Raw genomic sequence first — 22,246 nt, 5'->3', positions numbered from 1 at the left:
GCGCACGCCGGGCGGTTCACTTCGCCTTCGGCGCGATGGGCTTGAGCGAGCCGCAGTCGGCGGACAGCCACCTGGCGTCGCTCTCGATCACCGTCCTGTCCTTCCTGCCGGCCTGTTCGGTGACCATCGTCATCTTCGAGGTGTAGGCCTCGGGGCTCGCGAACCTGACCACCGATTCCCCCGTGCTGCTGGGATTCCTGCAGGTGAAGCTGGCGGTGACGGTGTTGCCGCTGCGTCCCTGCCTGGTGACGGTGCAGTCGCCCTGCGTGCCGAGCACTTCCTGGCGCTGGGCCTGCTCGCGACCCATGCAGAACCGCGTGGCCGTGCCGCCCTTGGCGCTGGCGGCCAGCTGCACGCCGCTCTTGCCCATCATGGCTTCCATCTGCTTGCGCTCTTCCGGCGACATGGAGGCGAGCTGCTCGCGCATCTCGGCCATGCTCTTGTCGAACTCGGGGTCGCCGGGCATGCGGGTCTCGACCTGCCACAGCCCGGGCTTGAGCGCCTGCTGGGCCGAGGCCGGGGCGGCGATGGCGACGGCCGCGAACGCGGCCGCCAGGAGGTGCTTGGTCATGGTTCCCTCGCGTCGTGGGTGGCGTGCGGTCCGGTGCATCACTGCTTCACGATCGTGATGAGCGTGTCGCGCACCAGCTTGCCGGTCTTCATGTCCATCCACGGGTTCTGCACGGTCACCTGGTAGCCGCACTTGTGCATGTCCTTCTTCAGGTAAGGATTGAACTCGGCCTTGCAGCCGGCCGAGAAGCCCGATTGCTCGCGCGACGCGCCGGGCATCTTGCTGAACCCGGCCTGCTTCTCGTAGAAGGCCGTCACCTTGGCCACGTCGTCGGTGGTGCGGTAGGCGGCGCCTGTCATCTGCAGCGAGTCACGCACGAACGCGCTCACTCCGGCGTCGACCCGGGCCCCCGGGTAGACGGCGATGCCGGCCTTGGCGGGATCGAGCTCCGCGCTGGCCTCCTTGGCGCCGGCGACGCTGCACCAGGCGGCCGACACGGCGACGGTGCAGGCCAGCGCAAAGCGGGCCAGGGCGGTGCTGGTCGAAGTCGAATTGGACACGGGTGCTCCTCAACGCAAGGTGATGCCGAGCGGATAGTTCAGGCCGGTGGCGCCGGCGTTGCCGCAGTTCTGCAGCGCGCCGTCGGCCGCGACGTCGCAGTGCAGGACCGAGTGGTCGCTGCCCTGTGCGATGTAGGCGTGCGGGCCGCTCACGGCGATCGCGGCCGAACTCCAGGCGGTGGTGAGCGCGGTGGTGCAGGCGGACGCCAGCCCGTCGCCGCCGATCGTGCATCGGGTCACCGTCCTGCTCCCGTAGTTGGTGACGTAGGCGGTGGAGCCGGCGATGGCCAGGCCTTCCGGCCGGTCCAGCAGGGTGGCGCCGGAATTCCTGCAGTTCGCGAACATGCCGTCCGCCTCGAGGTCGCACACGCTCAGCACGCTGGTCGCCGTGTTCGTGAGGTAGACCCTGCCGCCGTGGAAGGCCACGTTGAACGGCTGCCGGAACATCGCGTCGCCCGCGCCCCCGCAATCGCCGAGCCCGCCGTCGGCGCCGATGGCGCACCAGGTCAGGGTGTCGTTGCCCGGGTTGGCAACGTAGATGCGCGAGCCGTGGACGGCCAGGCCGGTCGGGTTGTCGAAGCCGGAGGCGCCCGAATCCCTGCAGTTGGCGAACGGCCCCGCGGGGTCGACGTCGCACCGGTAGATCTTGTCGTCGCCGTCGGTGAGCACGTAGGCGGTCGAGCCGTTGAACGCCACGGCGGTGGGCCGGTAGAGCGGGGCTTCGGCCGCCGTGCTGCAGGCGGTGAGCGAGCCGTCGGCCGCGAGCGCGCACTGGCGGACGTTGTGGTCGTCGTAGTTGACGATGTAGGCCCGCGTCGCGGCGACGGCTTCATACACGACGGCCATCGAACCGGTCTTCGCCTGGCCGGCGCTGTCGGTGTACGAATAGGCCAGGGCGAGGGTGTCGCTGGGCGCCACTTGCAGCGGCGCATAGGTCAGCTCGAGCTTGCAGCCGCCATCCTGGCCGACGCTGGCGCAGGTGAAGTCGCTGCCCGCGCTGCGCCAGCCGGCGGGCAGGCCCGCGAGGCTGGTGGTCACCCGCACGTTCGTCGCCGGCTGGGCGTCGCTGGGCGAGAAGGTGATGCTCACCACCTGGCTCTGTCCGACCGTGACCCGGATCGCCCCCGCAGGCGTGGCCGCCGCGGCCAAGGTGTTGCCCGTGACGGCCGGCGGTTGGACAACGGGTGTGGCGGGGGTCTCCGCCGGTGCCGCGACGGGCGCGGGCGGCGTGCCGGCAGGCGCTGCAGGGGTGTCGGCACTCGCCACGGGGTCGCCGCCGCCGCAGCCCCCCAGCATCAAGCCCAGCAGGACGCAGCAGGCGACGGGCACGAGTCGCTTGGTCGTTGGGACGAACATCTCTTCTCCTGATCGAGGAAACGCGCAGCCGAAGGCGGGGCGCCTTCAGGAAACGCGGAGCCGAAGGCGCTCGCCTTCGGCGGGGGGGCGCGAGCAGGCCATGCCGCTCGCGGTGCGTGGCGGCGTTCAGCGCGCCGCGATGACGCCGCACGCGACGCGTGCGCCGGAATTGCCGGTCGGCTGGGTCCTGAAGTCGTCGGCCGCGGCATGGACGATCACCGCCCGGCCCGCGATCCCCGACGGGCCGCCGCCCAGGCCCAGGCCCGGCAGCACGGCCGTCAACGTCGCGTTGCCGTTCGCGTCGGCTTCCAGCATCGGCATGTCACCCAGGTGGTGCTGCCCATGGCCGGGGTGGCCGTGCGGCTGGCCGGCCGGGTTGAAGTGGCCGCCTGCGCTCATGGCATCGGGGGCGCTGCAGTCACCCTTCTCGTGCACGTGGAAGCCGTGCGGCCCCGGCGAGAGTCCACTCACCGTCGCGACGACCTCGAGGCCGCCGGTCCGTGGCCTGAATTCCACCCGCCCCTTGGCGCCGTTGCCCTGGGTCGGCTGCAGTTGCGCCTGGGCGGGCGGCTCGCCCGGCCCGACGCTCGCGCAGCCCGCGGCGAGCAGCGCGGACACCCACAGCGCGGCGCCGATGACACGTGATCCCATTGTTTTCCTTCTGGCCTCCATGACGATGCACGTCCTTCGCGCCGTGGAGGACGGCCGAAGGACGCGGCGGATCGTAGGCAGCCAGGGATTACGGATCGTGTACGGATTGGCAATCGACCCGCGCAGGCGACGCGGAGCCGGCGAGTCGCCGCCGGCAGGTCGTCGGCTCGATCCCGACAGTCGGCACCATCCACCCGCCCGGCGGCGGCTGGCCTCAGGCCGACCTTGCTTGGACCTTGATGCGGATTGCGGTAACCTGCCAACCCCGGTCGCACAGTCGAGCTTGAAGGGCGGGCAGCACCTGCCTCAGCTTCGCGGCCGCGGCGTTGCCTTCCACCAGCAGGCACCAGGCGGTCCCGTCGATCGGCCCGGGCTTGATGCTGGAGCGCAGCGGTCTGGGGATCAGGGACTCGACCGCCTTGAGCCGCTCGCCCGATTCGCGCGCGAGCTGCGTCAGCCTCGCCAGCGTGGGCGAGTCCTGCGCGGCCTGCTGCAAGGTCACGGGATGGAGTTGGCGTTGCATCGGCGGCGCGACGGAGGGGTAGGCGGTGCATTTCATTATCACGGATGCCTGGGTGGCCAAGAGCCGCGCCATCCACCTGAGCGGCACCAAGCTGCTGCTCGCGCTGGCCGGCCTGTCGCTGGCACTGATGCTGGTCGCGGCCGGCCTGTATCACTGGGTGTTCCTCAAGGGCGCCCGCGAGGGCTGGCCGGTGGTCGGCGCGCTGGTCAAGTTCGTCGTGCGCGACGAGTTCGAGCAGCGCGACCGCTTCATGCGCGAGAACCTCGACGCCATGGCGCGCAAGCTGGGCGAGATGCAGGCCAAGCTGGTGCAGCTGGAGGCCCTGGGCGAGCGCGTCTCCGGCCTGGCCGGGGTCAGCCCCGCCGAGCTCAAGTCCTCGCCCGGCCGCGGCGGCGCGCTGGTGTCCGGCCGGCCGCTCTCGCTGGAGGAGCTGCAGGCCGCGCTGGCCGAACTGGACCGCTCCACCGGCGTGCGCGTGGACGTCCTCACCGTCGTCGAGTCGCGCCTGCTGGACCAGAAGATCCGCACCATGATGATGCCGACGCAGCGGCCGGTGGCGTCCGCCCACATGGGCTCGGCGTTCGGCTGGCGCATCGACCCGTTCACCGGCCGCCAGGCCCTGCACACCGGGCTCGACTTCGAGGCCGTGCCCGGCACGCCCATCGGGGCCGCCTCGGGCGGGGTGGTGGTCGCGCAGGAGCTGCACCCGGCCTACGGCAACATGGTCGAGATCGACCACGGCAACGGCATCGTCACCCGCTACGGCCATGCCTCCCGGGTGTTCGTCAAGCAGGGCGACCTGGTCAAGCGCGGGCAGAAGGTCGCCGAGGTCGGCACGACCGGCCGCTCGACCGGCCCGCACCTGCACTTCGAGGTGCTGGTCGGTGGCGTCCCGCAGGACCCGCAGAAGTTCCTGGACGCGGGCTCCCGCCCGACGGGCGGTCCCCAGGTGGCCGCCGTGTCCCCGCTCCCGATGGGCGGGCGTGCCGGGCGGTAAAATCGCCAGCTTTGCCGCGGCTGCCGGTGCTTGCACCGGTTCGCCCCGGCCCCAACTGCTGCAGCAACACAAGGATCCCGCTGCCCTGCGGCCCCACCCGGGCGGCAGGGCAGGACCGCGTTCATGGCCAAGAATTTCCTCACCCAGATTTTCGGATCCCGCAACGACCGCCTGCTCAAGCAGTACCGCCGGGTCGTGGAGCAGATCAATGCCCTGGAGCCCACGTTCGAGAGCCTGAGTGACGAGCAGCTGCGCGGCAAGACGCAGGAGTTCAAGGACCGGGTCGCCAACGGCGAGACGCTCGACGCCCTGCTGCCCGAGGCGTTCGCCGTCGTGCGCGAGGGCTCCAAGCGCGTGATGAAGATGCGCCACTTCGACGTCCAGATGCTGGGCGCGATGGCGTTGCACAACGGCAAGATCGCCGAGATGCGCACGGGCGAGGGCAAGACGCTCACGGCCACGCTGTCCGTGTACCTGAACGCGCTGTCCGGCAAGGGCGTGCACGTCGTGACGGTCAACGACTACCTGGCCAACCGCGATGCCCAGTGGATGGGCCGGCTGTACAACTTCCTCGGCCTGTCGGTGGGCGTCAACCTGCCCCAGATGCCGCGTGCCGACAAGCAGGCCGCCTACGGCTCGGACATCACGTACGGCACGAACAACGAGTTCGGCTTCGACTACCTGCGCGACAACATGGTGTACGAGCCGGGCGATCGCGTGCAGCGCGGCCTGAACTACGCCATCGTCGACGAGGTGGACTCGATCCTGATCGACGAGGCGCGCACCCCGCTGATCATCAGCGGCCAGGCCGAGGACCACACCGACCTGTACATCGCGATGAACCAGGTCGTGCCGCTGCTCACGAAGCAGGAGGGCGAGGCCGACCCGATCACCGGGCAGGGCGTCACCAAGCCGGGCGACTTCACGGTCGACGAGAAGACGCACCAGGTCTACCTGACCGAGCAGGGCCACGAGAGCGCCGAGCGCATCCTGGCCAACGCGGGCCTGATCCCCGAGGGGGCCTCGCTCTACGACCCGGCCAACATCACGCTGATGCACCACCTGTACGCGGGGCTGCGGGCCAGGCACCTGTACCACCGCGACCAGCACTACGTGGTGCAGCGCGGCGAGGACGGCACCATGGAGGTGGTGATCGTCGACGAGTTCACCGGCCGCCTGATGGCGGGCCGCCGCTGGAGCGACGGCCTGCACCAGGCCGTGGAAGCCAAGGAAGGCGTGCCGATCCAGGCCGAGAACCAGACCCTCGCCTCGATCACGTTCCAGAACTACTTCCGCCTGTACGCCAAGCTCTCCGGCATGACCGGCACGGCCGACACGGAAGCCTACGAATTCCAGGAGATCTACGGCCTCGAGACCGTGGTGATCCCGCCCAATCGTCCCAGCAAGCGCGAGGACCAGCTCGACCGCGTCTACAAGACCACGCGCGAGAAGTACGAAGCGGCCATCCAGGACATCCGCGAGTGCCACGACCGCGGCCAGCCCGTGCTGGTGGGCACGACCTCGATCGAGAACTCCGAGATCATCGACCAGCTGCTCACCAAGGTCGGCCTGCCGCACCAGGTGCTCAACGCCAAGCAGCACGCCCGCGAGGCCGACATCGTGGCGCAGGCCGGCCGGCCCAGGATGATCACCATCGCCACCAACATGGCCGGCCGCGGCACGGACATCGTGCTGGGCGGCAACGTGGAGAAGGCGATCGAGGCCGTCGAGGCCGACGAGTCGCTCGACGATGCCGCCAGGCAGGCGCGCATCGCCGAGCTGCGCGCGCAGTGGCAGAAGGACCACGAGGCGGTCGTCAAGCTGGGCGGCCTGCGCATCATCGCCACCGAGCGGCACGAGAGCCGCCGCATCGACAACCAGCTGCGCGGCCGCTCGGGCCGCCAGGGCGACCCCGGTTCCTCGCGCTTCTACCTGAGCCTGGACGATCCGCTGATGCGCATCTTCGCGGGCGACCGCGTCAAGGCGATCATGGACCGCCTGAAGATGCCCGACGGCGAGGCCATCGAGGCGGGCATCGTGACGCGCAGCATCGAGAGCGCCCAGCGCAAGGTCGAGGCGCGCAACTTCGACATCCGCAAGCAGCTGCTCGAGTACGACGACGTCTCCAACGACCAGCGCAAGGTCATCTACCAGCAGCGCAACGAGATCATCGATGCCGCCGACCTCTCGGCGCAGATCGCGGCCCTGCGCGAGGGCTGCTTCACCGACCTGGTGCACCAGTACGTGCCGCCCGAGTCGGTCGAGGAGCAGTGGGACATCGCCGGGCTGGAGAAGGCGCTGGCCGACGAGTGGGGCATCCAGCTGCCGCTGCAGCAGGACGTGCAGTCGGCCACCGCCATCACCGACGAGGACGTGCTCGAGAAGGTGCTCAAGGCGGCCAACGAGGTGTTCGAGTCCAAGGTGGCGCAGGTCGGCCCGCAGAACTTCACCCAGTTCGAGCGCATCGTCCTGCTCCAGAGCATCGACACGCACTGGCGCGAGCACCTCGCCGCGCTCGACTACCTGCGCCAGGGCATCCACCTGCGCGGCTACGCGCAAAAGCAGCCCAAGCAGGAATACAAGCGCGAGGCGTTCGAGCTGTTCGGGCAGCTGCTCGACTCGGTCAAGAACGAGGTGACCAAGATCCTCATGACCGTGAAGGTGCAGTCCGGCGAGCAGCTGGAGCAGGCGGCCGAGGACCTGGAGGAGCGCGCCGAGCGCATCGCCAACGTCACCTACACCGCGCCCACCGAGACCGGCGAAGCGGAGAGCCGCGTGGACGAAAGCACCGCCGCCAAGGTCGCGGGTGCGGCCGCCGCCGGCATGGTGCCGCGCGTGGGCCGCAACGACCCGTGCCCGTGCGGCAGCGGCAAGAAGTACAAGCAGTGCCACGGCAAGCTCGCCTGAGGCGAGCGGCGCCTTGGCCTGCCTAGTGCTCGACGTGCCGGCGCGGCTGGCGCGCCAGCCAGCGGGTGTGCCCGCCGTCGCCCGGGTCCTGCGCCACCTCGTGCACGGCCCCCAGCAGCTGCTGGCGCGCGCCGATCGTGAAGGCGTCGGCCAGCTGCGCCGGCCGTCCCAGCGCGGAGGCCAGTTCCGCGTCCGCCAGCCGGCGCCCGGCGCGGATGTCCTCCACCGCCTCGCGATCCAGGCCGGCCTGCACCGCCACCTCGGCCAGCCCGGACAGGCCGAGCGGCGACTCCAGCTGCAGCCAGCTGACGTAGCCGGCCGCGTCCATGCCCAGCACGCCGAACGGCTCGCCGATCACGACATGCTCGACCCAGCGGCGGGCGGCGAAGTCGGCCAGCGCCGCCGCGACGCTCGGCTCGCGCAGCAGCGCGTGCTGCTCGGGCTTGAGCGTCGCGCGCCAGGTCTGCGCATGCCGCGGGTGCGTCGTGCCCAGCAGGCGGTGCATCACCTGCACCAGGTGCCGCGACATGTCGGGCATCTGCTTGGCGATGAACTGCTCGATCAGGCCGCTGTTGAACGCATTGACGGCCACCTGCTCGTCGGCCTGGCCGGTCAGCAGCACCCGCGAACCCGACCAGTCGGCCAGCGCCGAGAGCACCTGCAGGCCGTCCATCTCGGGCATGGAGAAGTCCACCACGCACACGCGCGACAGGCCGTAGCGCTCCGTCGAGCGCGACCAGTACTCCAGGATCTGCGGCACCAGCGGCCGGCCCGCGCGCCACTGGTCGACCATCTGCTGCTGGTGCCAGGCGTCGGCTTCCCAGAACGGCGGCTCCTCGCGCAGCTTGGCGATGCAGTCCTGCGGCCGCGCGAACAGGCGCACGTGCCACTGCCTGGGCAGCACCAGCGCCAGCATCTCGAGGTAATCGGGATCGTCGTCCAGGAAGACGATGGTGCCTGGCCGCTGGAACAGGGGAAAGCTCATGCCGGCACCCTCGTGCCTGGTGATGCGTGGTCGGTCGTGTGGAACATGGGAAAGCAGGAGCCGCGCAGCCCGGTGGCTCTGCGATGCTGCTATTGTCTCAGCCCGTTTCAAAGCCCCGTTCGTGTCCATGGTAGCCCCTGTTAACTCTGACAGTGTCGACGTGGACACGGTGCTGGGCGAATGGCTCGGCGACGCGGGCGAATCGCCGCTGCAGGCGGTGGTGGTGATCGGCCCCGACCCGTTCGGCGACAGCGCCGACCGGCAGCTGGTGGCCGTGCACCCGCCCGCGATGGAGCTGGCGGCCAAGGCGCTGGCGGCCAGCGCCGACTTCGGCGCGCCGTGGCGCGAGTCGGGCGCGCCGCTGGTGGCCTGGCAGTCGCTGTCGCGGCTGGAAGGCTCGGCCGCCGCGTCCTGGCGCGGCCAGTGGACCGCGCACGGCTTCCACACGGTCGTGCGGGTGGAGTTCCCGCTGCCGGCCGGCCGTGCCTTCGAGTGCTTCATGTTCACGCACCGCGAGCTGACCGACCGGGGCGAGGCCGCCCTGCTCGTGTGGTCGGCGCTGAACGTGTGGCCGCTGATCAAGCGCTCGATCGGGCTGCAGCGCTCCACCCTCAGCCCGCGCGAGCGCGAGTGCCTGGTGCTCGCCTTCCAGGGCCTGACGGCGCGCGAAAGCGCGGTGCGGCTGCAGTGCGCCGAGCGCACGGTCAACTACCACCTGGCCAACGCGATGGCCAAGCTCAAGGTCGACAACAAGCTGGCGGCCATCCAGCGCGCCTGCTGGCTGGGCGCGATCTAGCTGGAGCACGGGCCGCCGCGGCGGTATATTGGCGCCCACCCGCCTGCCGCGCCCCGCCATGGACGACTCCGAAGACCGCACCGCTTCCCTGATGACGCCCGCCAAGCTGGCCAAGGTGGCGGGCGCAGCCCGGGCGCCGGCCACCGGCTCGGCGTTCCTGGACCGCATGGCCGCGGACGTCGGCCATCCCTCCGTCGAGCGCCTGGGCGAGCTGCAGCACGAGCTGCAGGCGCAGGGCCAGCTCGCGCAGGCCGAGCGCCTGCAGGCGGCCCTGGACAAGCTCGCCCGCGCCCTCGGCAAGCTGGACTTCGCGCCGCTGGGCGTGCGCGGGTTCTGGGCCAACCTCACGGGCAAGAGCCGCACGGCGGGCGAGGCGTTCGCGGCCCGCTTCGAGAAGATCGACAAGGTGGCGCGCGCGCTCGGCGAGGAGGTGTCGCCGCTGCACAAGCGCCAGGGCGCCAGCTCGGCGGCCCACGACCGCACGATGGTGGAATTCGAGGTCGAGTACAAGGCGCTGGACAAGGTCATCGACCAGGGCGCGCGCTGGCTGCAGGACATGCGCACCCAGCTCAAGGCGCGCCAGGCCCAGGCCGGCCAGGACGCCGATGCGCAGCGGCAGATCGATGCCGACGCCGCGCGCTGCGAACTGCTGGTCGAGCGCCTGAAGGTGCTGCGAACGGCCGCCGGTGCGTCGCAGCAGGCGCACCAGGAAGCGCGTGCCACCGCCGGCCGTCGCGTCGAGGTGGTGCAGGCCGCGGCCCGGTTCCTGTCCAACGACGTGCAGGCCTGGCGTGCCAGCGTCGGTGCGCTCGCGCAGGACGCGAGCGAGGCGAAGGCGCAGCCCCCCGCGATCGAGGACGCCCAGCAGGCGCACGCGCGGCTGTGCAAGCAGCTCGACGCCCTGCTGGCCGACTGCGCGCAGCTGCAGGCCCACGAGACCACCCTGGTGAAGCAGCTGGCCGCCATGGGCGAGCAGCTGCGCGCCGCCAGCTGACGACGAACCCGGCGTGAGCTTCCTCGCCATCGACATCGGCAACACGCGCCTGAAGTGGGCGCTGTACGACGCGCCGCGCCCCGGCGCCACCGTGCTCACGCACGGCGCCGAGTTCCTGGAGCAGATCGAGCACCTCTCCGAGGGCCCCTGGGCCACGCTCGCCAAGCCGGCCCGGATGCTGGGCTGCACGGTCGCCGCGGACGCCGTGCGCCGGCGTGCCGAGGCGCAGATGGAGGAGCTGTGGGACCTGCCGGCGCAATGGGTGTACGCCAGCGCCGCCGAGGCGGGCCTGACCAACGGGTACGACCATCCGGCGCGGCTGGGGGCGGACCGCTGGGTCGCCATGGTCGGCGCGCGCCACCGCATGCTGGCCGCAGGCCCCGCGCGCCCGATGGTGGTCGTGATGGTCGGCACGGCCGTGACCGTCGAGGCGGTGGACCAGGACGGGCGCTTCCTCGGCGGCTTCATCCTGCCCGGGCACGGCATCATGCTGCGCGCGCTCGAGTCCGGCACCGCCGGCTTGCACGTGCCCACCGGCGACGTACGCGAGTTCCCCACCAACACCAGCGACGCCCTCACCAGCGGGGGCACCTACGCCATCGCCGGCGCCGTGGACCGCATGGTCCAGCACGTGCGCCGGCACTGCGGCGCGGAGCCGGCCTGCTTCATGACCGGCGGCGCCGGCTGGAAGATGGCCCCGCACATGACCGTGCCGTTCGAGCTGGTGGAGGGGCTGATCTTCGACGGCCTGCTCGAGCTGGCGCGGCGCCGCTTCGCGATCGCCTGAGCGCCTAGAATCACCTCCGAGCCGCTGTGCCCCGCAGCGGCTTTTTTCCGTCTGCCGGGGCCATGTCGAGGACAACCATGCTCAAAAACCTCGCAGCCGCGTTCGCGGCCGCATCCCTCATCCTGCCGTCCGCCGCGCAACCGCCCGCGCCCCTGAAGGTCGGCTTCGTCCAGGTCGCTCCGCTCACCGAGGCCGGCTGGGTGCGCCAGCACGAGGAGGGCCGGCTGGCGCTCCAGGCGGCGCTGGGCAGCCAGGTGCAGACGCGCGCCGTCGAGAACGTGCCGGAAGGCCCCGACGCCGAGCGCGTGATCCGCGACCTGGCCCAGCAGGGCTACCGGCTGATCTTCACGCCGAGCTTCGGCTACATGGAGCCCACGCTGAAGGTGGCGCGCGAGTTCCCGCAGGTGAAGTTCGAGTCCATCACCGGCTACAAGACGGCGCCCAACGTGGCGACGGCCAACGCCCGCTACTACGAGGGCCGCTACCTGGCCGGCATCGCGGCCGGCCGGCTGAGCCGCACGCACGTGGCCGGCTACGTGGCCGGCTTTCCGATCCCGGAGGTGCTGCAGGGCATCAACGCCTTCACGCTGGGCATGCGGTCGGTGGATCCGAAGGCGCAGGTCAAGGTCGTCTGGCTCAACGCCTGGTTCGACCCGCCGCGCGAGCGCGAGGCGGCCATGACGCTGTTCAACCAGGACGCCGACGTGATCGCGTTCCACACCGCGTCCACCGCCGTCATGACGGCGGCGCAGGAGCGCGGCAAGCTGGCCATCGCCTACCACTCCGACATGCGCTTTGCCGCCCCTGACGCGCAGGTGCTGGCGGTCACCCACCACTGGGGCGACTACGACACGCGGCGCGCGCGCGAGGTGCTGGCGGGTACCTGGAAGCCCACCAGCACCTGGGGCGGCGTGCGCGAAGGCATGGTGCGGGTCGAGCACTTCGGCCCCAAGGTGCCGGCGGCCGTGCGCGACGAGGTGCTGGCGCGCCAGCGCGACATCGCCGGCGGCAAGCTGCGGCCGTTCGCCGGCCCGATCACCGACAACCATGGCAAGCAGGTGGTGCCCGCGGGCGCCGCCCTGACGGACGAGCAGATCCTCGCCATGAACTATTTCGTCGCAGGCGTGCAGGGCAAGCTGGGACAATGAGCCCGCCATGAAAGCCTACCGGGCCGCCCTCCTGCGCTTCGCCGACGACGGTTCGGCCGTCTATGACGCCGACGGATTACTGCTCGTGGGGCCCGGTCCCGACGGCCACAAGGTGGTGCGCGCGGCGGGCGCCTGGCAGGCGCTGGCGGACAACTACCCGGGCGTGAGCGTCGAGCACCTGCCGGGCCGCCTGCTGGCGCCGGGGTTCATCGACCTGCACGTGCATTTCCCGCAGACCGACGTGATCGGCTCGCCGGCCGAGGGGCTGCTGCCCTGGCTGGAGAACTACACCTTCCCGCACGAGGCCCGGTTCGCCGACCCGGCCTACGCGCGGGACGTCGCGCAGGTGTTCCTGGACGAGCTGCTGCGCCACGGCGTCACCACGCCGCTGACCTTCGCCACCTCGCATCCGGCGTCCGTCGATGCCCTGATGGCCGAGGCGCAGGACCGCGGCATGCGCCTGATCGCCGGCAAGGTGCTGCAGGACCGCCATTCGCCCGACGGCGTGCGCGACGAGACCGAGCAGTCGCTGGCCGACACCGAGGCCCTGATCCGCCGCTGGCACGGCCAGGACCGGCTGGGTTACGCCATCACGCCGCGCTTCGCGCCCAGCTGCAGCGATGCGCAGCTGCGCGGCGCGGGCGAGCTGGCGGCGCGCTATCCGGACGTGTGGATCCAGTCGCACGTGGCCGAGAACCGCGACGAGATCCGCTGGGCGCGCGAGCTGTTCCCCGATGCGCGCAGCTACCTCGCGGTGTACGACGGCTATGGCCTGATGCGCGATCGCGCCATCTACGCGCACTGCATCCACTTCGACGACGACGACCGCCGGCTGATGCGCAGCACGGGCGCGGCGGCGGCCGTCAGTCCCACCAGCAACCTGTTCCTCGGCAGCGGCTTCTTCGACTACGAGGGCGCGCGGCGCATCGGCTTCAAGTACGGGCTGGCCAGCGACGTCGGCGGCGGCACCAGCTTCAGCCCGTTCCACACCATGCTGGCCGCGTACTACGTCGGCCGCGAGGGGCAGACCAAGCCCGGCGTGAGCCTGTCGCCGCAGCACCTGTGGTGGCAGCACACGGCGGGCGCCGCCCAGGCGCTCGGCCTGGCGGGCGTGATCGGCAACCTGCAGCCCGGATGCGACGCGGACTTCGTGGTCCTGGACCCGCAGGCGACGCCGCTGCTGGCGCGCAAGGTGACGCACGCGCGCGACCTGGACGAACTGCTGTTCTCGCTCATCGTGCTGGGCGACGACCGCGTGGTGGAGCGGGTGCACCTGGCGCGGTAGCTGCCGGGCGGTCGTGCCCCCGCCCCCGCAGGGCGCCGCGGCGGCGCCACCTACAATCCGGCCCCAGGAGCGGCGACATGACGATCAAGAGCGACAAGTGGATCCGGCGCATGGCCGAGCAGCACGGACTGATCGAGCCGTTCGAGCCGAAGCAGGTGCGCGAGGTGGACGGCCGGCGGGTGATCAGCTACGGCACCTCCAGCTACGGCTACGACATCCGCTGCGCGCCCGAGTTCAAGGTGTTCACCAACATCCACAGCACGGTGGTGGACCCGAAGAACTTCGACGAGAAGAGCTTCGTCGACTTCCACGACGACGTGTGCATCATCCCGCCCAACAGCTTCGCGCTCGCCCGCACGCTGGAGTACTTCCGCATCCCGCGCAACGTGCTCACCATCTGCCTGGGCAAGAGCACGTACGCGCGCTGCGGCATCATCGTCAACGTCACGCCGTTCGAGCCCGAGTGGGAAGGCTACGTGACGCTGGAGTTCTCCAACACCACGCCGCTGCCGGCCCGCATCTACGCCGGCGAGGGCTGCGCGCAGGTCCTGTTCTTCGAGAGCGACGAGGTCTGCGAGACCAGCTACAAGGACCGCGGCGGCAAGTACCAGGGCCAGCGCGGCGTCACGCTGCCCAAGGCCTGACGGGCGCCGGCGCCGCCGGCACCCGACCCCGCTTCAGTTGCACACCCCGTACACGTAGTACTGCGTGCCGGTGCGCCGCACCTGCGCGCTGTCGGCCACGCTGTAGATGCCGATGTAGTCGCCGCCGCCGCGCGTGTACGCCCAGCAGTTCAGGCACGCCGCGTTGGCGCGGTACTCGCCCGTGTAGCCCTCCAGGTCGACGTGGGTGTAGTTGTTGCTGCGGTACGGGTCGCACGACGCCGGCGTGGCGGCGGTGGCCTTGCTGACGGTCGCCGACGCCGCGCTCTCGGTGCCCGAGCCATTGACCGCCGTCACGCGGTAGTAGTAGGTGGTGGACGCGGCCAGGCCCGCGTTGGCATAGCTGGGGCCGGCCGTCGGCGACGAGGTCAGGCGGCTGAACGTGCAGGTGCTGCAGGTGGCGCGGTACACGTGGTAGCCGGTGGCACCGTACACCGGCGTCCACACCAGGTCCACGCGGCCATGCGTGCTGTCCTGCGCGGTGAGGTTGGCCGGTGCGCCGAAGCTGCCCGAAGGCGTGGGCTGCCAGCCGGTGTAGCCGCCGGCCAGGCGCGTCAGCATGGCGCGGATCGCCGTGATCTGGGCGCCCTTCTTGGTCGCGTAGTTCTGGTTGCCGCTGGTGTTCTGGTCGTAGTCGACGTTGTAGCCCCACCAGTCCCAGCACCCTTCGGTGTTGTTGCGGTCCTGGAACACGCCGTTGTAGTCCCAGGTGCGGCTGTCCGCCTGCGGGTACAGCACGATCAGGTTGTTCGTGTCGGCCCACTCGTTGTAGCCCGCCTCACTCACGTAGGTGGTGCCGATGGCGCTGGTGTTCTGCTGGCAGCCGTGCAGCGCCACGTGCACGCGGCAGGGCTGGCCGGCCGCGCACGACGCGGGCACGTAGACGCGGCCGGTGGACAGCATGCTGATGCTGGAGGTGCTGGCGAACTCGGTCTGCGAGAACTCCAGCAGCTGGCCGCCCAGCGTGCCGGCCTTGGGGTTGAGCCTGCCGTAGGTGTGCGCCAGCATCTCGCCGGCCGCATCGATGCCGCAGTTGTTCATGTACGGCGATGCGGTGCTCGAACAGCTGGCGTGCGAGCTGCGGTTGGTCACCATCGCATGGCCGGCGTTCTGGTTGTTCTTGTAGAAGATGTTCTCCGCCGGCACGTAGTTGGCGTAGTAGCTGGACAGCAGGTCGACGGAGGTGCGCTGCTTGACGACGCCGTCGTTGTAGCCGCTGTAGATCCAGACCTTCTGCCGCGCCAGGTTCGAGGTGGGGTCGATGCGGCCGTCGGCCGCGAAGGTGCCGGTGCGCGAGAGCATCGGCGCCAGGTCGGGGGCCGTGCTGCGGTTGGAGCAGTAGTAGTAGCCCGTGAACAGGTTGTTGGTGTACGCCGAGCCCGGCTTGGCGATCTGGGCGCAGGCGTACGGGCCGGCCGCCACGACGCCCACGCCCTTGACGATGGACGACCAGGCGACGCCGAACTGCACGGCCATGTAGCCACCCGACGAGATGCCGGACACCGAGGTCTCGTCCAGCTTGACGTTGTACGACCCCAGGCTCACGGCGGCGCCGGCGGCCATCGAGGCCGTCGCGAGCGCCAGCGCTGCCAGCCGGCGCGCAGTCTTGCCCATGGTTTGTCTCCTTGATTGTTTGGGTGCGCGCTTTGTACAGGGTCCCGGCCGCGCCGTGGGCGCCGCGCGGCCCGCGCATTTCCCTATGGACGAACCGCGCCTCAGCTGCGCTGGGCCAGCGCGCAGCGCGCCGCGGCGAGGTCCCAGCCGGCCCACCCGCAGCTCTTGAACAGCACCGGGCCGGGGCGGCGCGGGGCCGCCGCGCGGACGACGTCGCCCAGCGAGGCGAAGGCCTGCAGGTCCAGGCCGGCCTGGAGCAGGTCGCCGGCCTCGTGGCGGGCATCGGGCGTGTCCAGCACCACCTGCCCCTGTTCGGCAAAGTGCCGGCACAGCGCCGGTGCCAGCTCCACCATCGCCGGCGTGAAGGCGCCGACCGCGGCGACGAAGGCGTCGTCGCGCACCGGCCCGTGCAGCACGACGGCCGCCGCCGGCGTGCATGTCACCACGAGCGGGCAGTCGCGCATCGCCGCGTCGGCATCCTCGGCGAGGCTGGCCGCCGCCCCCAACTCCCGCGCATGGCGCACCAGCGCCTCGGCGCTGCCGCGCGAGCGCGAGGCGACGCGCACCTCGCGCACGCCCAATCCCTGCACGAACGCTTCCAGGTGCGAGCGCCCCTGCACGCCGGCGCCGACGATGAGCAGCGGCCCGGCCGGGCAGGGCGCGAGCCGCTGCGCCGCCAGCAGCGAGACGGCGGCGGTGCGCCGCGCGGTCACGGTCGGCCCGTCGAGCACCAGCACGCGCTCCCCGGTGGCGACGTCGAACACGACCACGTCGCCCTGGATCGCGGGCCGCCCCGTGCCGGCATTGGCGGGCGTGAAGGTGATGAGCTTGGTGATCGCGATGCGCCCGTCCAGCGCGGGCATGACGAACAGGCTGCCACCGCCGGGCAGGGCCTGGACCAGCCGCGCCGGCACCTGGACCGTGGGATCGAGCAGCAGGGCTTCCACGGCGCCGGCGAGCGCCCGGGCGGGAAGCCGGCGCGCAGTGTCGGTGGCGTCCAGGATGGGCATGGTCGCTTCGGATTTTGTCCTACGGCGGGTGACGGCCGTGGGTGGCTCCGTGGGCCGTGCATGAGTTCGTAGCATGGATCCGATTCCCAGGAGCCCCGAATGTTGTCCCGCTACTTCGATCCTTCCGACGGCACGCCGCGCGACCGCGCGACCTGGCTGGTGCTCGCCGCCATGGCGGCCACGCTGCTGCTCGCCTTCTGGGCCGTGTGCAGCAGCCAGGTGCGCAAGGCCGAGGAACGCCAGGCCGCCGAGTCGGCGCCGGCGTCCCAGGAGTGCAGGCCCGGCTTCGCGCTGCCCGCCATGGGCGGCTGCCCCGGCAACACGACCACGGCCAGCGCCCGCTGAGCGGCCGGACGCGCGCTCCGGCCGACAGCCCCGTCCGAACTCCCGCTGTCCGTGTTGAGCTTGCGTCCGACAGCCCCAGGCTGCGGCCGCCGACGAGGTCGCCCCGGCCCCTTGCCTATCCTGCAAGCACACGATGCCAGGGGAGCCCACCATGAACTTCGTCGACCTCGATCCCGCGCCGCAGGCCACCGCCGCCGAGGATTCCCCCTCGCTGGACGCCTCCGATGAGTTCGAGCTGCCGGCGACGTCGCACCGGTACTGTCCCACCGAACTGCTGGGCACGTTCACGCTGCTGATGGCCGGCCATGGCCGCTGCGTCAACTCGTCCATGATGCTGGGCGACCGCGAGTACGCCATGTGGCAACTGGCGCGGGCGCAGACCCTGCCCGACGAGGCCCTGCGCGCCGTGGCGCTGCGCCTGTTCGCCTACTTCGACGAGCCGCGCGGCCTCGGCGGCGCGCGCTTCTGAACGCCTAGACTTCCGCGCCCTCGAGCAGGAAGCGCACCCGGCGCACGCCCTGCCACTCGTCCGCATCCAGGCGGAACGCGATGCGCGCCCGCGCCGGCAGCGGCTCGGTGCGGCCGAACCAGATGCCGTCGACCGGCTGGCCCTGGTGGCGCAGCTTCAGCGCCAGGTGCTTCTCGCCCACCAGCCGCTGCGAGACGATCTCCACTTCCTCGCTGAACACCGGCGGCGCGAAGCCCTGGCCCCACACCTGCTCGTGCAGCGTGTCCACCAGGTCGGCGCGGCGGTACTCGGGCGCCAGCGGCCCGTCGGTGTGCAGGCGGCGCATCAGGGTCGCCGCGTCCAGCCACTCCTGCGCCACCTGGCCCAGGGCCTGCTCGAAGGTGTCGAGGTGTTCCTCCGCGACGGTGCAGCCGGCCGCCATCGCATGGCCGCCGAAACGCAGCAGCACGCCCGGATGGCGCTTGGCCACCAGGTCGAGCGCGTCGCGCAGGTGGAAGCCGGGGATCGAGCGGCCCGAGCCCTTGAGCTCGTGCTCGCGGCCGGGGGCCTGGCTCGCCGCGAACACGAAGGTCGGGCGGTGGAAGCGGTCCTTCAGGCGCGAGGCGACGATGCCCACCACGCCCTCGTGGAAGTCGGGGTCGAACACGCACAGCGCCGCCGGCGGCTCCTCGCCCTCCTCGAACAGGGCTTCGGCCACTTCCAGCGCCTGGTCGCGCATCTCGCCTTCGATGCCCTTGCGTTCCCGGTTGATGCCGTCCAGTTGCGCCGCCAGCTCGGTGGCGCGGGCAGCGTCGTCGGTGAGCAGGCACTCGATGCCCAGCCGCATGTCCGACAGCCGCCCCGCCGCGTTGATGCGCGGGCCGAGCGCGAACCCGAGGTCGAAGGTGGTGGCCGCCTCCAGATTGCGCCCCGCGGCGCCGAACAGCGCCGACAGGCCCGGCGGCACGGCCCCGGCGCGGATGCGCTTGAGGCCCTGGGCCACCAGCCGGCGGTTGTTGGGATCGAGCTTGACGACGTCGGCGACGGTGCCCAGCGCCACCAGCGGCAGCAGGGCGTCCAGCTTGGGCTGGCTGCGGGCATCGAACAGCCCGCGCTCGCGCAGTTCGGCCCGCAGCGCGAGCAGCACGTAGAACATCACGCCCACGCCGGCGACGGACTTGCTCTCGAAGCCGCAGCCGGGCTGGTTGGGATTGACGATCACGGCCGCCTGCGGCAACTCGGGGCCGGGCAGGTGGTGGTCGGTGACCAGCACCTGCAGGCCCAGCGCGTTGGCGGCGGCGACGCCTTCGACGCTGGCGATGCCGTTGTCCACGGTGACCAGCACGTCGGCGCCGGCCTCCTTCACGCGCCGGGCGATCGCGGCGGTGAGGCCGTAGCCGTCCACCACCCGGTCGGGCACGAGGTAGTCGACGTGGCGCGCCCCGAGCAGCCGCAGGCCGCGCACGGCCACGGCGCAGGCGGTGGCGCCGTCGCAGTCGTAGTCGGCGACGATGCAGATGCGGCGGTCCTGCGCGATGGCATCGGCCAGCAGCACGGCGGCCTCGGCGGCGCCGCGCAGGCCGGCGGGCGGCAGCAGGCGTGCCAGGCCGTCGTCGAGTTCTTCCTTGGCGCTCACGCCCCGGGCCGCATACAGGCGGGCCAGCAACGGATGCACGCCGGCTTGCTCCAGCGCCCAGGCGGCGCGCGGGGGGATGTCGCGGGTGACGATCTTCATAGGTCCTGCACCCATTCTGCCGTCCTGCGGCGCGAGAACAGCGCAGCGACGCGTTGCCGCCAGCTGCTGCGTGCGTTGTGCCACGTGCGCGCGCCGAGTTCGCCACAGAGCGTGATCGCCACCGGCGCGCCGGCATCCAGCGCCTGCAGCAGCCGCGCGGCGTCGTGCTCCAGCTGCTGCCAGGCCGCGGCCCAGGCCGGCCAGTCCTGCAGCAGCGCGGCGTCGCGCAGCGCCTGCGTCACCTGCATGGCCTGGGGAAGGCGCGCCGGGGTGCCCGCGGGCAGCTGGCCGGCGCCGCTGGCCCAGAAGGAGTTGACCGGCAGCAGGCCGGCGCGGATGCGTTCCTCGTTGACCGGATGCGTGTACAGCAGCATCTGCATCTCCTGCTGGAGCCGGCGCAGCGGCCGCGACGCGTCGCCGCGCGGCATCCAGGGGTCGATCACGCGGCCCGCCACCCGGTCGAGCGAGGCGGTGGCAATGCGGCCGAAGAGCGGGCCGCGCGCCAGCCAGCGGGTCGGCGCCTCGTACTGCAGCACCAGGCCGTCCTGCTCGAAGTACGGCTGCATCGCCGCCAGCAGGGCCTGCGATCCGGCCGCATCCAGCCGCAGCTCCTGCGGGTGGTGCATGAACACGTGGCCCGTGCCCAGCCGCCAGTGGCACGGCGTGATCCAGGCCCAGGCCGCGTCCAGGGTGTCGCCGCCCGACTGCGCCACCTGCCAGGCCGCCCAGGGCGTGCGGCCGTCCTCGTCGGGCAGGCCGCAGGCGCGCGCCAGCACGCGCTCGTGGGGCATGGACAGGGCGATCTCGTCGCCGTGCAGCTCGGGCCCGACGGCCAGCCTGGCCAGCAGCCGTTCGAGCCGGGGCAGCGCCAGTTGCTCCAGCGCGCGGCGGGCCTGCGCCGCCTGGGGGGCGGCGAAGGGCACCAACAAGTGGAGACCGTCCGACATGGCCGCGATTGTCGTGGATGCCACAATGCCGCCCTACCATGCGCGTCCCTTATGAGTTGGCGCTGGGTTGGCGCTACACCCGGGCCGGGCGCGCCGCCCGCCGCAACGGCTTCATCTCCTTCATCTCCGGCGTGTCGATGCTCGGCATCGCACTGGGCGTGGCCGCGCTCATCATCGTGCTGTCGGTGATGAACGGCTTCCAGAAGGAGGTGCGCGACCGCATGCTTGCGGTGGTGTCGCACGTGGAGATCTACGGCCAGGGCGGCAGCGTGCTTCCGGACATCGAGCGCACCCTGCGCGAGTCGCGGGCCAACCCCGAGGTGGTGGGGGCCGCGCCCTTCATCTCGGCGCAGGGCCTGCTCGCCCGCGGCGAGGACATGCGCGGGGCCATCCTGCGCGGCATCGATCCGGCGCGCGAGGGCGAGGTGACGGACCTGGGTCGCAGCATGGCGCCCGGTGTGCTGCAGCGGCTGGTCCCCGGCTCGTTCGGCATCGTCCTCGGCTCGGAACTGGCCCGCAACCTGGGCGTGCGCGAGGGCGATCCGGTCACGCTGATCGCCCCCGGCGGCCAGGTCACGCCGGCGGGCATCGTGCCCCGCCTGAAGCAGATGGTGGTGGTCGGCACCTTCGATTCGGGCCACTACGAGTACGACAGCGGCCTGGCGCTGCTGCACCAGGACGACGCCGCCCGCATCTTCCGCCTCGAGGGGCCCACGGGCGTGCGGCTGAAACTCAAGGACCTCAACCGCGCGCGCGAGGTGGCCGCGGACTTGGCCAACACCCTGACCGGCCCGGTGATCGTGCGCGACTGGACGCGGCAGAACCGCACCTGGTTCGCCGCCGTGCAGCTGGAAAAGCGGATGATGTTCATCATCCTCACGCTGATCGTCGCGGTGGCCGCCTTCAACCTGGTGAGCACGCTGGTGATGACCGTGACGGACAAGCGGGCCGACATCGCCATCCTGCGCACCCTCGGGGCCAGCCCGCGCAGCATCATGGGCATCTTCGTGGTGCAGGGCGCCGCGGTCGGCGTCATCGGCACCCTGGCCGGCCTGCTGCTCGGCCTGGCGGTCGCGTTCAACATCGACGTCATCGTGCCGGCGATCGAGCAGGTGTTCCACGCCAGCTTCCTGCCGCGCGACGTCTACCTCATCAGCCGCATGCCCAGCGACCCGCAAAGCGCCGACATCGTGCCGATCGCCGTCATCTCGCTGCTGCTCGCGTTCGCGGCGACCCTCTATCCCAGCTGGCGCGCCAGCCGGGTCAATCCGGCGGAGGCGCTGCGCTATGAGTGACGAGGTGCAGCCGGTGCTGCTGGCCCGAGGCCTGACCAAGCGCTTCCACGAGGGGGACCTGGACGTCGAGGTGCTGCGCGGCGTGGACCTGGAAGTGCGTGCGGGCGAGACGCTGGCCATCGTCGGCGCCTCGGGCTCGGGCAAGAGCACGCTGCTGCACCTGCTGGGCGGCCTGGACGCGCCCAGCCAGGGCGAGGTCTGGCTGGCCGGCCAGCTGCTGGCGGGGCTCGCCCCGGCGGCGCAGGGCGCCTTGCGCAACCGGCACCTAGGCTTCGTCTACCAGTTCCACCACCTGCTGCCCGAATTCAGCGCGCTGGAGAACGTGGCGATGCCGCTGCGCATCCGGCGCGAGCCGCCCGAGGTCTGCGCCGAACGCGCCACCGAGGCGCTCACCTCGGTCGGCCTGGGCCACCGGCTGGCGCACCGGCCGGCCGAGCTGTCGGGCGGCGAGCGCCAGCGCGTCGCCATCGCGCGCGCGCTGGTCACGCGCCCGGACTGCGTGCTGGCCGACGAGCCGACCGGCAACCTCGACCGCACCACGGCCGACGCGGTATTCGACCTGATGCTGCAGCTGGCCCGCGATCGCGGCACGGCCTTCGTGCTGGTCACCCACGACGAGGCATTGGCCGCCCGCTGCGGCCGCCAGCTGCGCCTGGTCACCGGCAAGCTCGCCTAGGCGAGCTTGCCGGC

Annotated in this window: 22 protein-coding genes; 12 read left to right on the top strand and 10 right to left on the bottom strand. The window is 71.6% G+C overall.

Translation table 11 applies throughout. The annotated features are described in order from the left end of the window. Positions 1–16: 16 nt before the first annotated feature. The 5 genes from AC3ANR_RS17740 to AC3ANR_RS17720 form a co-directional block, all read right to left on the bottom strand. Positions 17–571, bottom strand: a complete 555-nt coding sequence (locus tag AC3ANR_RS17740; RefSeq protein WP_488289428.1) for a DUF3617 domain-containing protein — start codon at positions 569–571, stop codon at positions 17–19. A gap of 38 nt (positions 572–609) precedes the next feature. Further along, a complete protein-coding gene (locus AC3ANR_RS17735; protein WP_488289427.1) occupies positions 610–1,071 on the bottom strand; it encodes a hypothetical protein in 462 nt (153 codons plus the stop codon). Positions 1,072–1,080: 9 nt separating this feature from the next. After that, positions 1,081–2,427 carry an NHL repeat-containing protein gene (locus AC3ANR_RS17730; RefSeq protein WP_488289426.1) on the bottom strand — a complete coding sequence of 449 codons (1,347 nt, stop codon included), beginning with the start codon at positions 2,425–2,427 and terminating at the stop codon, positions 1,081–1,083. A gap of 126 nt (positions 2,428–2,553) precedes the next feature. Then, on the bottom strand, positions 2,554–3,078 hold the full coding sequence (locus AC3ANR_RS17725) for a superoxide dismutase family protein (protein WP_488289425.1): 525 nt from the start codon (positions 3,076–3,078) through the stop codon (positions 2,554–2,556). A 214-nt stretch (positions 3,079–3,292) separates the two neighbouring features. Continuing rightward, a complete protein-coding gene (locus AC3ANR_RS17720; protein ID WP_488289424.1) occupies positions 3,293–3,601 on the bottom strand; it encodes a hypothetical protein in 309 nt (102 codons plus the stop codon). Between the two features lie 25 nt (positions 3,602–3,626). Here AC3ANR_RS17720 and AC3ANR_RS17715 point away from each other — a divergent pair, with 25 nt between their 5' ends. After that, complete coding sequence (locus AC3ANR_RS17715) at positions 3,627–4,598, top strand: M23 family metallopeptidase (protein WP_488289423.1); 972 nt, start codon at positions 3,627–3,629, stop codon at positions 4,596–4,598. 123 nt (positions 4,599–4,721) lie between these two features. Then, positions 4,722–7,505, top strand: coding sequence for a preprotein translocase subunit SecA (gene secA, locus AC3ANR_RS17710; protein ID WP_488289422.1), 2,784 nt, complete (start codon positions 4,722–4,724; stop codon positions 7,503–7,505). 22 nt (positions 7,506–7,527) lie between these two features. Here secA and AC3ANR_RS17705 read toward each other — a convergent pair whose 3' ends face one another. Beyond that, positions 7,528–8,490, bottom strand: coding sequence for a response regulator (locus AC3ANR_RS17705; protein WP_488289421.1), 963 nt, complete (start codon positions 8,488–8,490; stop codon positions 7,528–7,530). Positions 8,491–8,650: 160 nt separating this feature from the next. On the opposite strand from AC3ANR_RS17705, the gene AC3ANR_RS17700 reads away from it, so the two are divergent. The 6 genes from AC3ANR_RS17700 (at position 8,651) to dcd (ending at position 14,144) form a co-directional block, all read left to right on the top strand. Continuing rightward, on the top strand, positions 8,651–9,286 hold the full coding sequence (locus AC3ANR_RS17700) for a helix-turn-helix transcriptional regulator (protein ID WP_488289420.1): 636 nt from the start codon (positions 8,651–8,653) through the stop codon (positions 9,284–9,286). Positions 9,287–9,344: 58 nt separating this feature from the next. Then, entirely contained in the window at positions 9,345–10,280 is a 936-nt protein-coding gene (locus AC3ANR_RS17695; protein WP_488289419.1) for a hypothetical protein, read from the top strand. A gap of 13 nt (positions 10,281–10,293) precedes the next feature. Next, positions 10,294–11,067 (top strand): type III pantothenate kinase, encoded by a 774-nt coding sequence (locus tag AC3ANR_RS17690; RefSeq protein ID WP_488289418.1) that lies wholly within the window; start codon positions 10,294–10,296, stop codon positions 11,065–11,067. Between the two features lie 77 nt (positions 11,068–11,144). After that, complete coding sequence (locus AC3ANR_RS17685; protein WP_488289417.1) at positions 11,145–12,215, top strand: BMP family ABC transporter substrate-binding protein; 1,071 nt, start codon at positions 11,145–11,147, stop codon at positions 12,213–12,215. Between the two features lie 7 nt (positions 12,216–12,222). Next, positions 12,223–13,500, top strand: coding sequence for a guanine deaminase (gene guaD / locus AC3ANR_RS17680; RefSeq protein ID WP_488289416.1), 1,278 nt, complete (start codon positions 12,223–12,225; stop codon positions 13,498–13,500). A 77-nt stretch (positions 13,501–13,577) separates the two neighbouring features. Then, the gene (dcd, locus tag AC3ANR_RS17675; RefSeq protein ID WP_488289415.1) at positions 13,578–14,144 is read left to right on the top strand and encodes a dCTP deaminase; all 567 of its coding nucleotides are present in this window, start codon (positions 13,578–13,580) and stop codon (positions 14,142–14,144) included. 33 nt (positions 14,145–14,177) lie between these two features. Here dcd and AC3ANR_RS17670 read toward each other — a convergent pair whose 3' ends face one another. Both AC3ANR_RS17670 and AC3ANR_RS17665 read right to left on the bottom strand, forming a co-directional pair. Then, complete coding sequence (locus AC3ANR_RS17670) at positions 14,178–15,776, bottom strand: extracellular catalytic domain type 2 short-chain-length polyhydroxyalkanoate depolymerase (protein ID WP_488289414.1); 1,599 nt, start codon at positions 15,774–15,776, stop codon at positions 14,178–14,180. A 101-nt stretch (positions 15,777–15,877) separates the two neighbouring features. Further along, positions 15,878–16,786 (bottom strand): delta(1)-pyrroline-2-carboxylate reductase family protein, encoded by a 909-nt coding sequence (locus AC3ANR_RS17665; RefSeq protein ID WP_488289413.1) that lies wholly within the window; start codon positions 16,784–16,786, stop codon positions 15,878–15,880. A 99-nt stretch (positions 16,787–16,885) separates the two neighbouring features. On the opposite strand from AC3ANR_RS17665, the gene AC3ANR_RS17660 reads away from it, so the two are divergent. Then, positions 16,886–17,131 (top strand): hypothetical protein, encoded by a 246-nt coding sequence (locus tag AC3ANR_RS17660; protein ID WP_488289412.1) that lies wholly within the window; start codon positions 16,886–16,888, stop codon positions 17,129–17,131. 151 nt (positions 17,132–17,282) lie between these two features. After that, positions 17,283–17,600: a hypothetical protein gene (locus AC3ANR_RS17655; RefSeq protein WP_488289411.1), complete on the top strand. Its 318-nt coding sequence runs from the start codon at positions 17,283–17,285 to the stop codon at positions 17,598–17,600. Between the two features lie 4 nt (positions 17,601–17,604). Here the strand turns inward: AC3ANR_RS17655 and recJ are convergent, their stop codons facing one another. Together recJ and AC3ANR_RS17645 are read right to left on the bottom strand one after the other, a co-directional pair. Then, the gene (recJ, locus tag AC3ANR_RS17650; RefSeq protein WP_488289410.1) at positions 17,605–19,314 is read right to left on the bottom strand and encodes a single-stranded-DNA-specific exonuclease RecJ; all 1,710 of its coding nucleotides are present in this window, start codon (positions 19,312–19,314) and stop codon (positions 17,605–17,607) included. Next, entirely contained in the window at positions 19,311–20,261 is a 951-nt protein-coding gene (locus AC3ANR_RS17645; RefSeq protein ID WP_488289409.1) for a phosphoglycerate mutase, read from the bottom strand. The genes recJ and AC3ANR_RS17645 overlap by 4 nt, the downstream gene beginning before the upstream one ends. 38 nt (positions 20,262–20,299) lie before the next feature. On the opposite strand from AC3ANR_RS17645, the gene AC3ANR_RS17640 reads away from it, so the two are divergent. Together AC3ANR_RS17640 and lolD are read left to right on the top strand one after the other, a co-directional pair. Continuing rightward, a complete protein-coding gene (locus tag AC3ANR_RS17640) occupies positions 20,300–21,556 on the top strand; it encodes a lipoprotein-releasing ABC transporter permease subunit (protein ID WP_488289408.1) in 1,257 nt (418 codons plus the stop codon). Then, the gene (gene lolD, locus AC3ANR_RS17635; protein WP_488289407.1) at positions 21,549–22,232 is read left to right on the top strand and encodes a lipoprotein-releasing ABC transporter ATP-binding protein LolD; all 684 of its coding nucleotides are present in this window, start codon (positions 21,549–21,551) and stop codon (positions 22,230–22,232) included. The genes AC3ANR_RS17640 and lolD overlap by 8 nt, the downstream gene beginning before the upstream one ends. Positions 22,233–22,246 lie beyond the last annotated feature (14 nt).

It is taken from the genome of Ramlibacter sp. JJN2-2R (assembly GCF_057747835.1).
The sequence above is the reverse complement of the archived record's forward strand: the minus strand, read 5'-3'. Positions and strand labels throughout refer to the sequence as shown.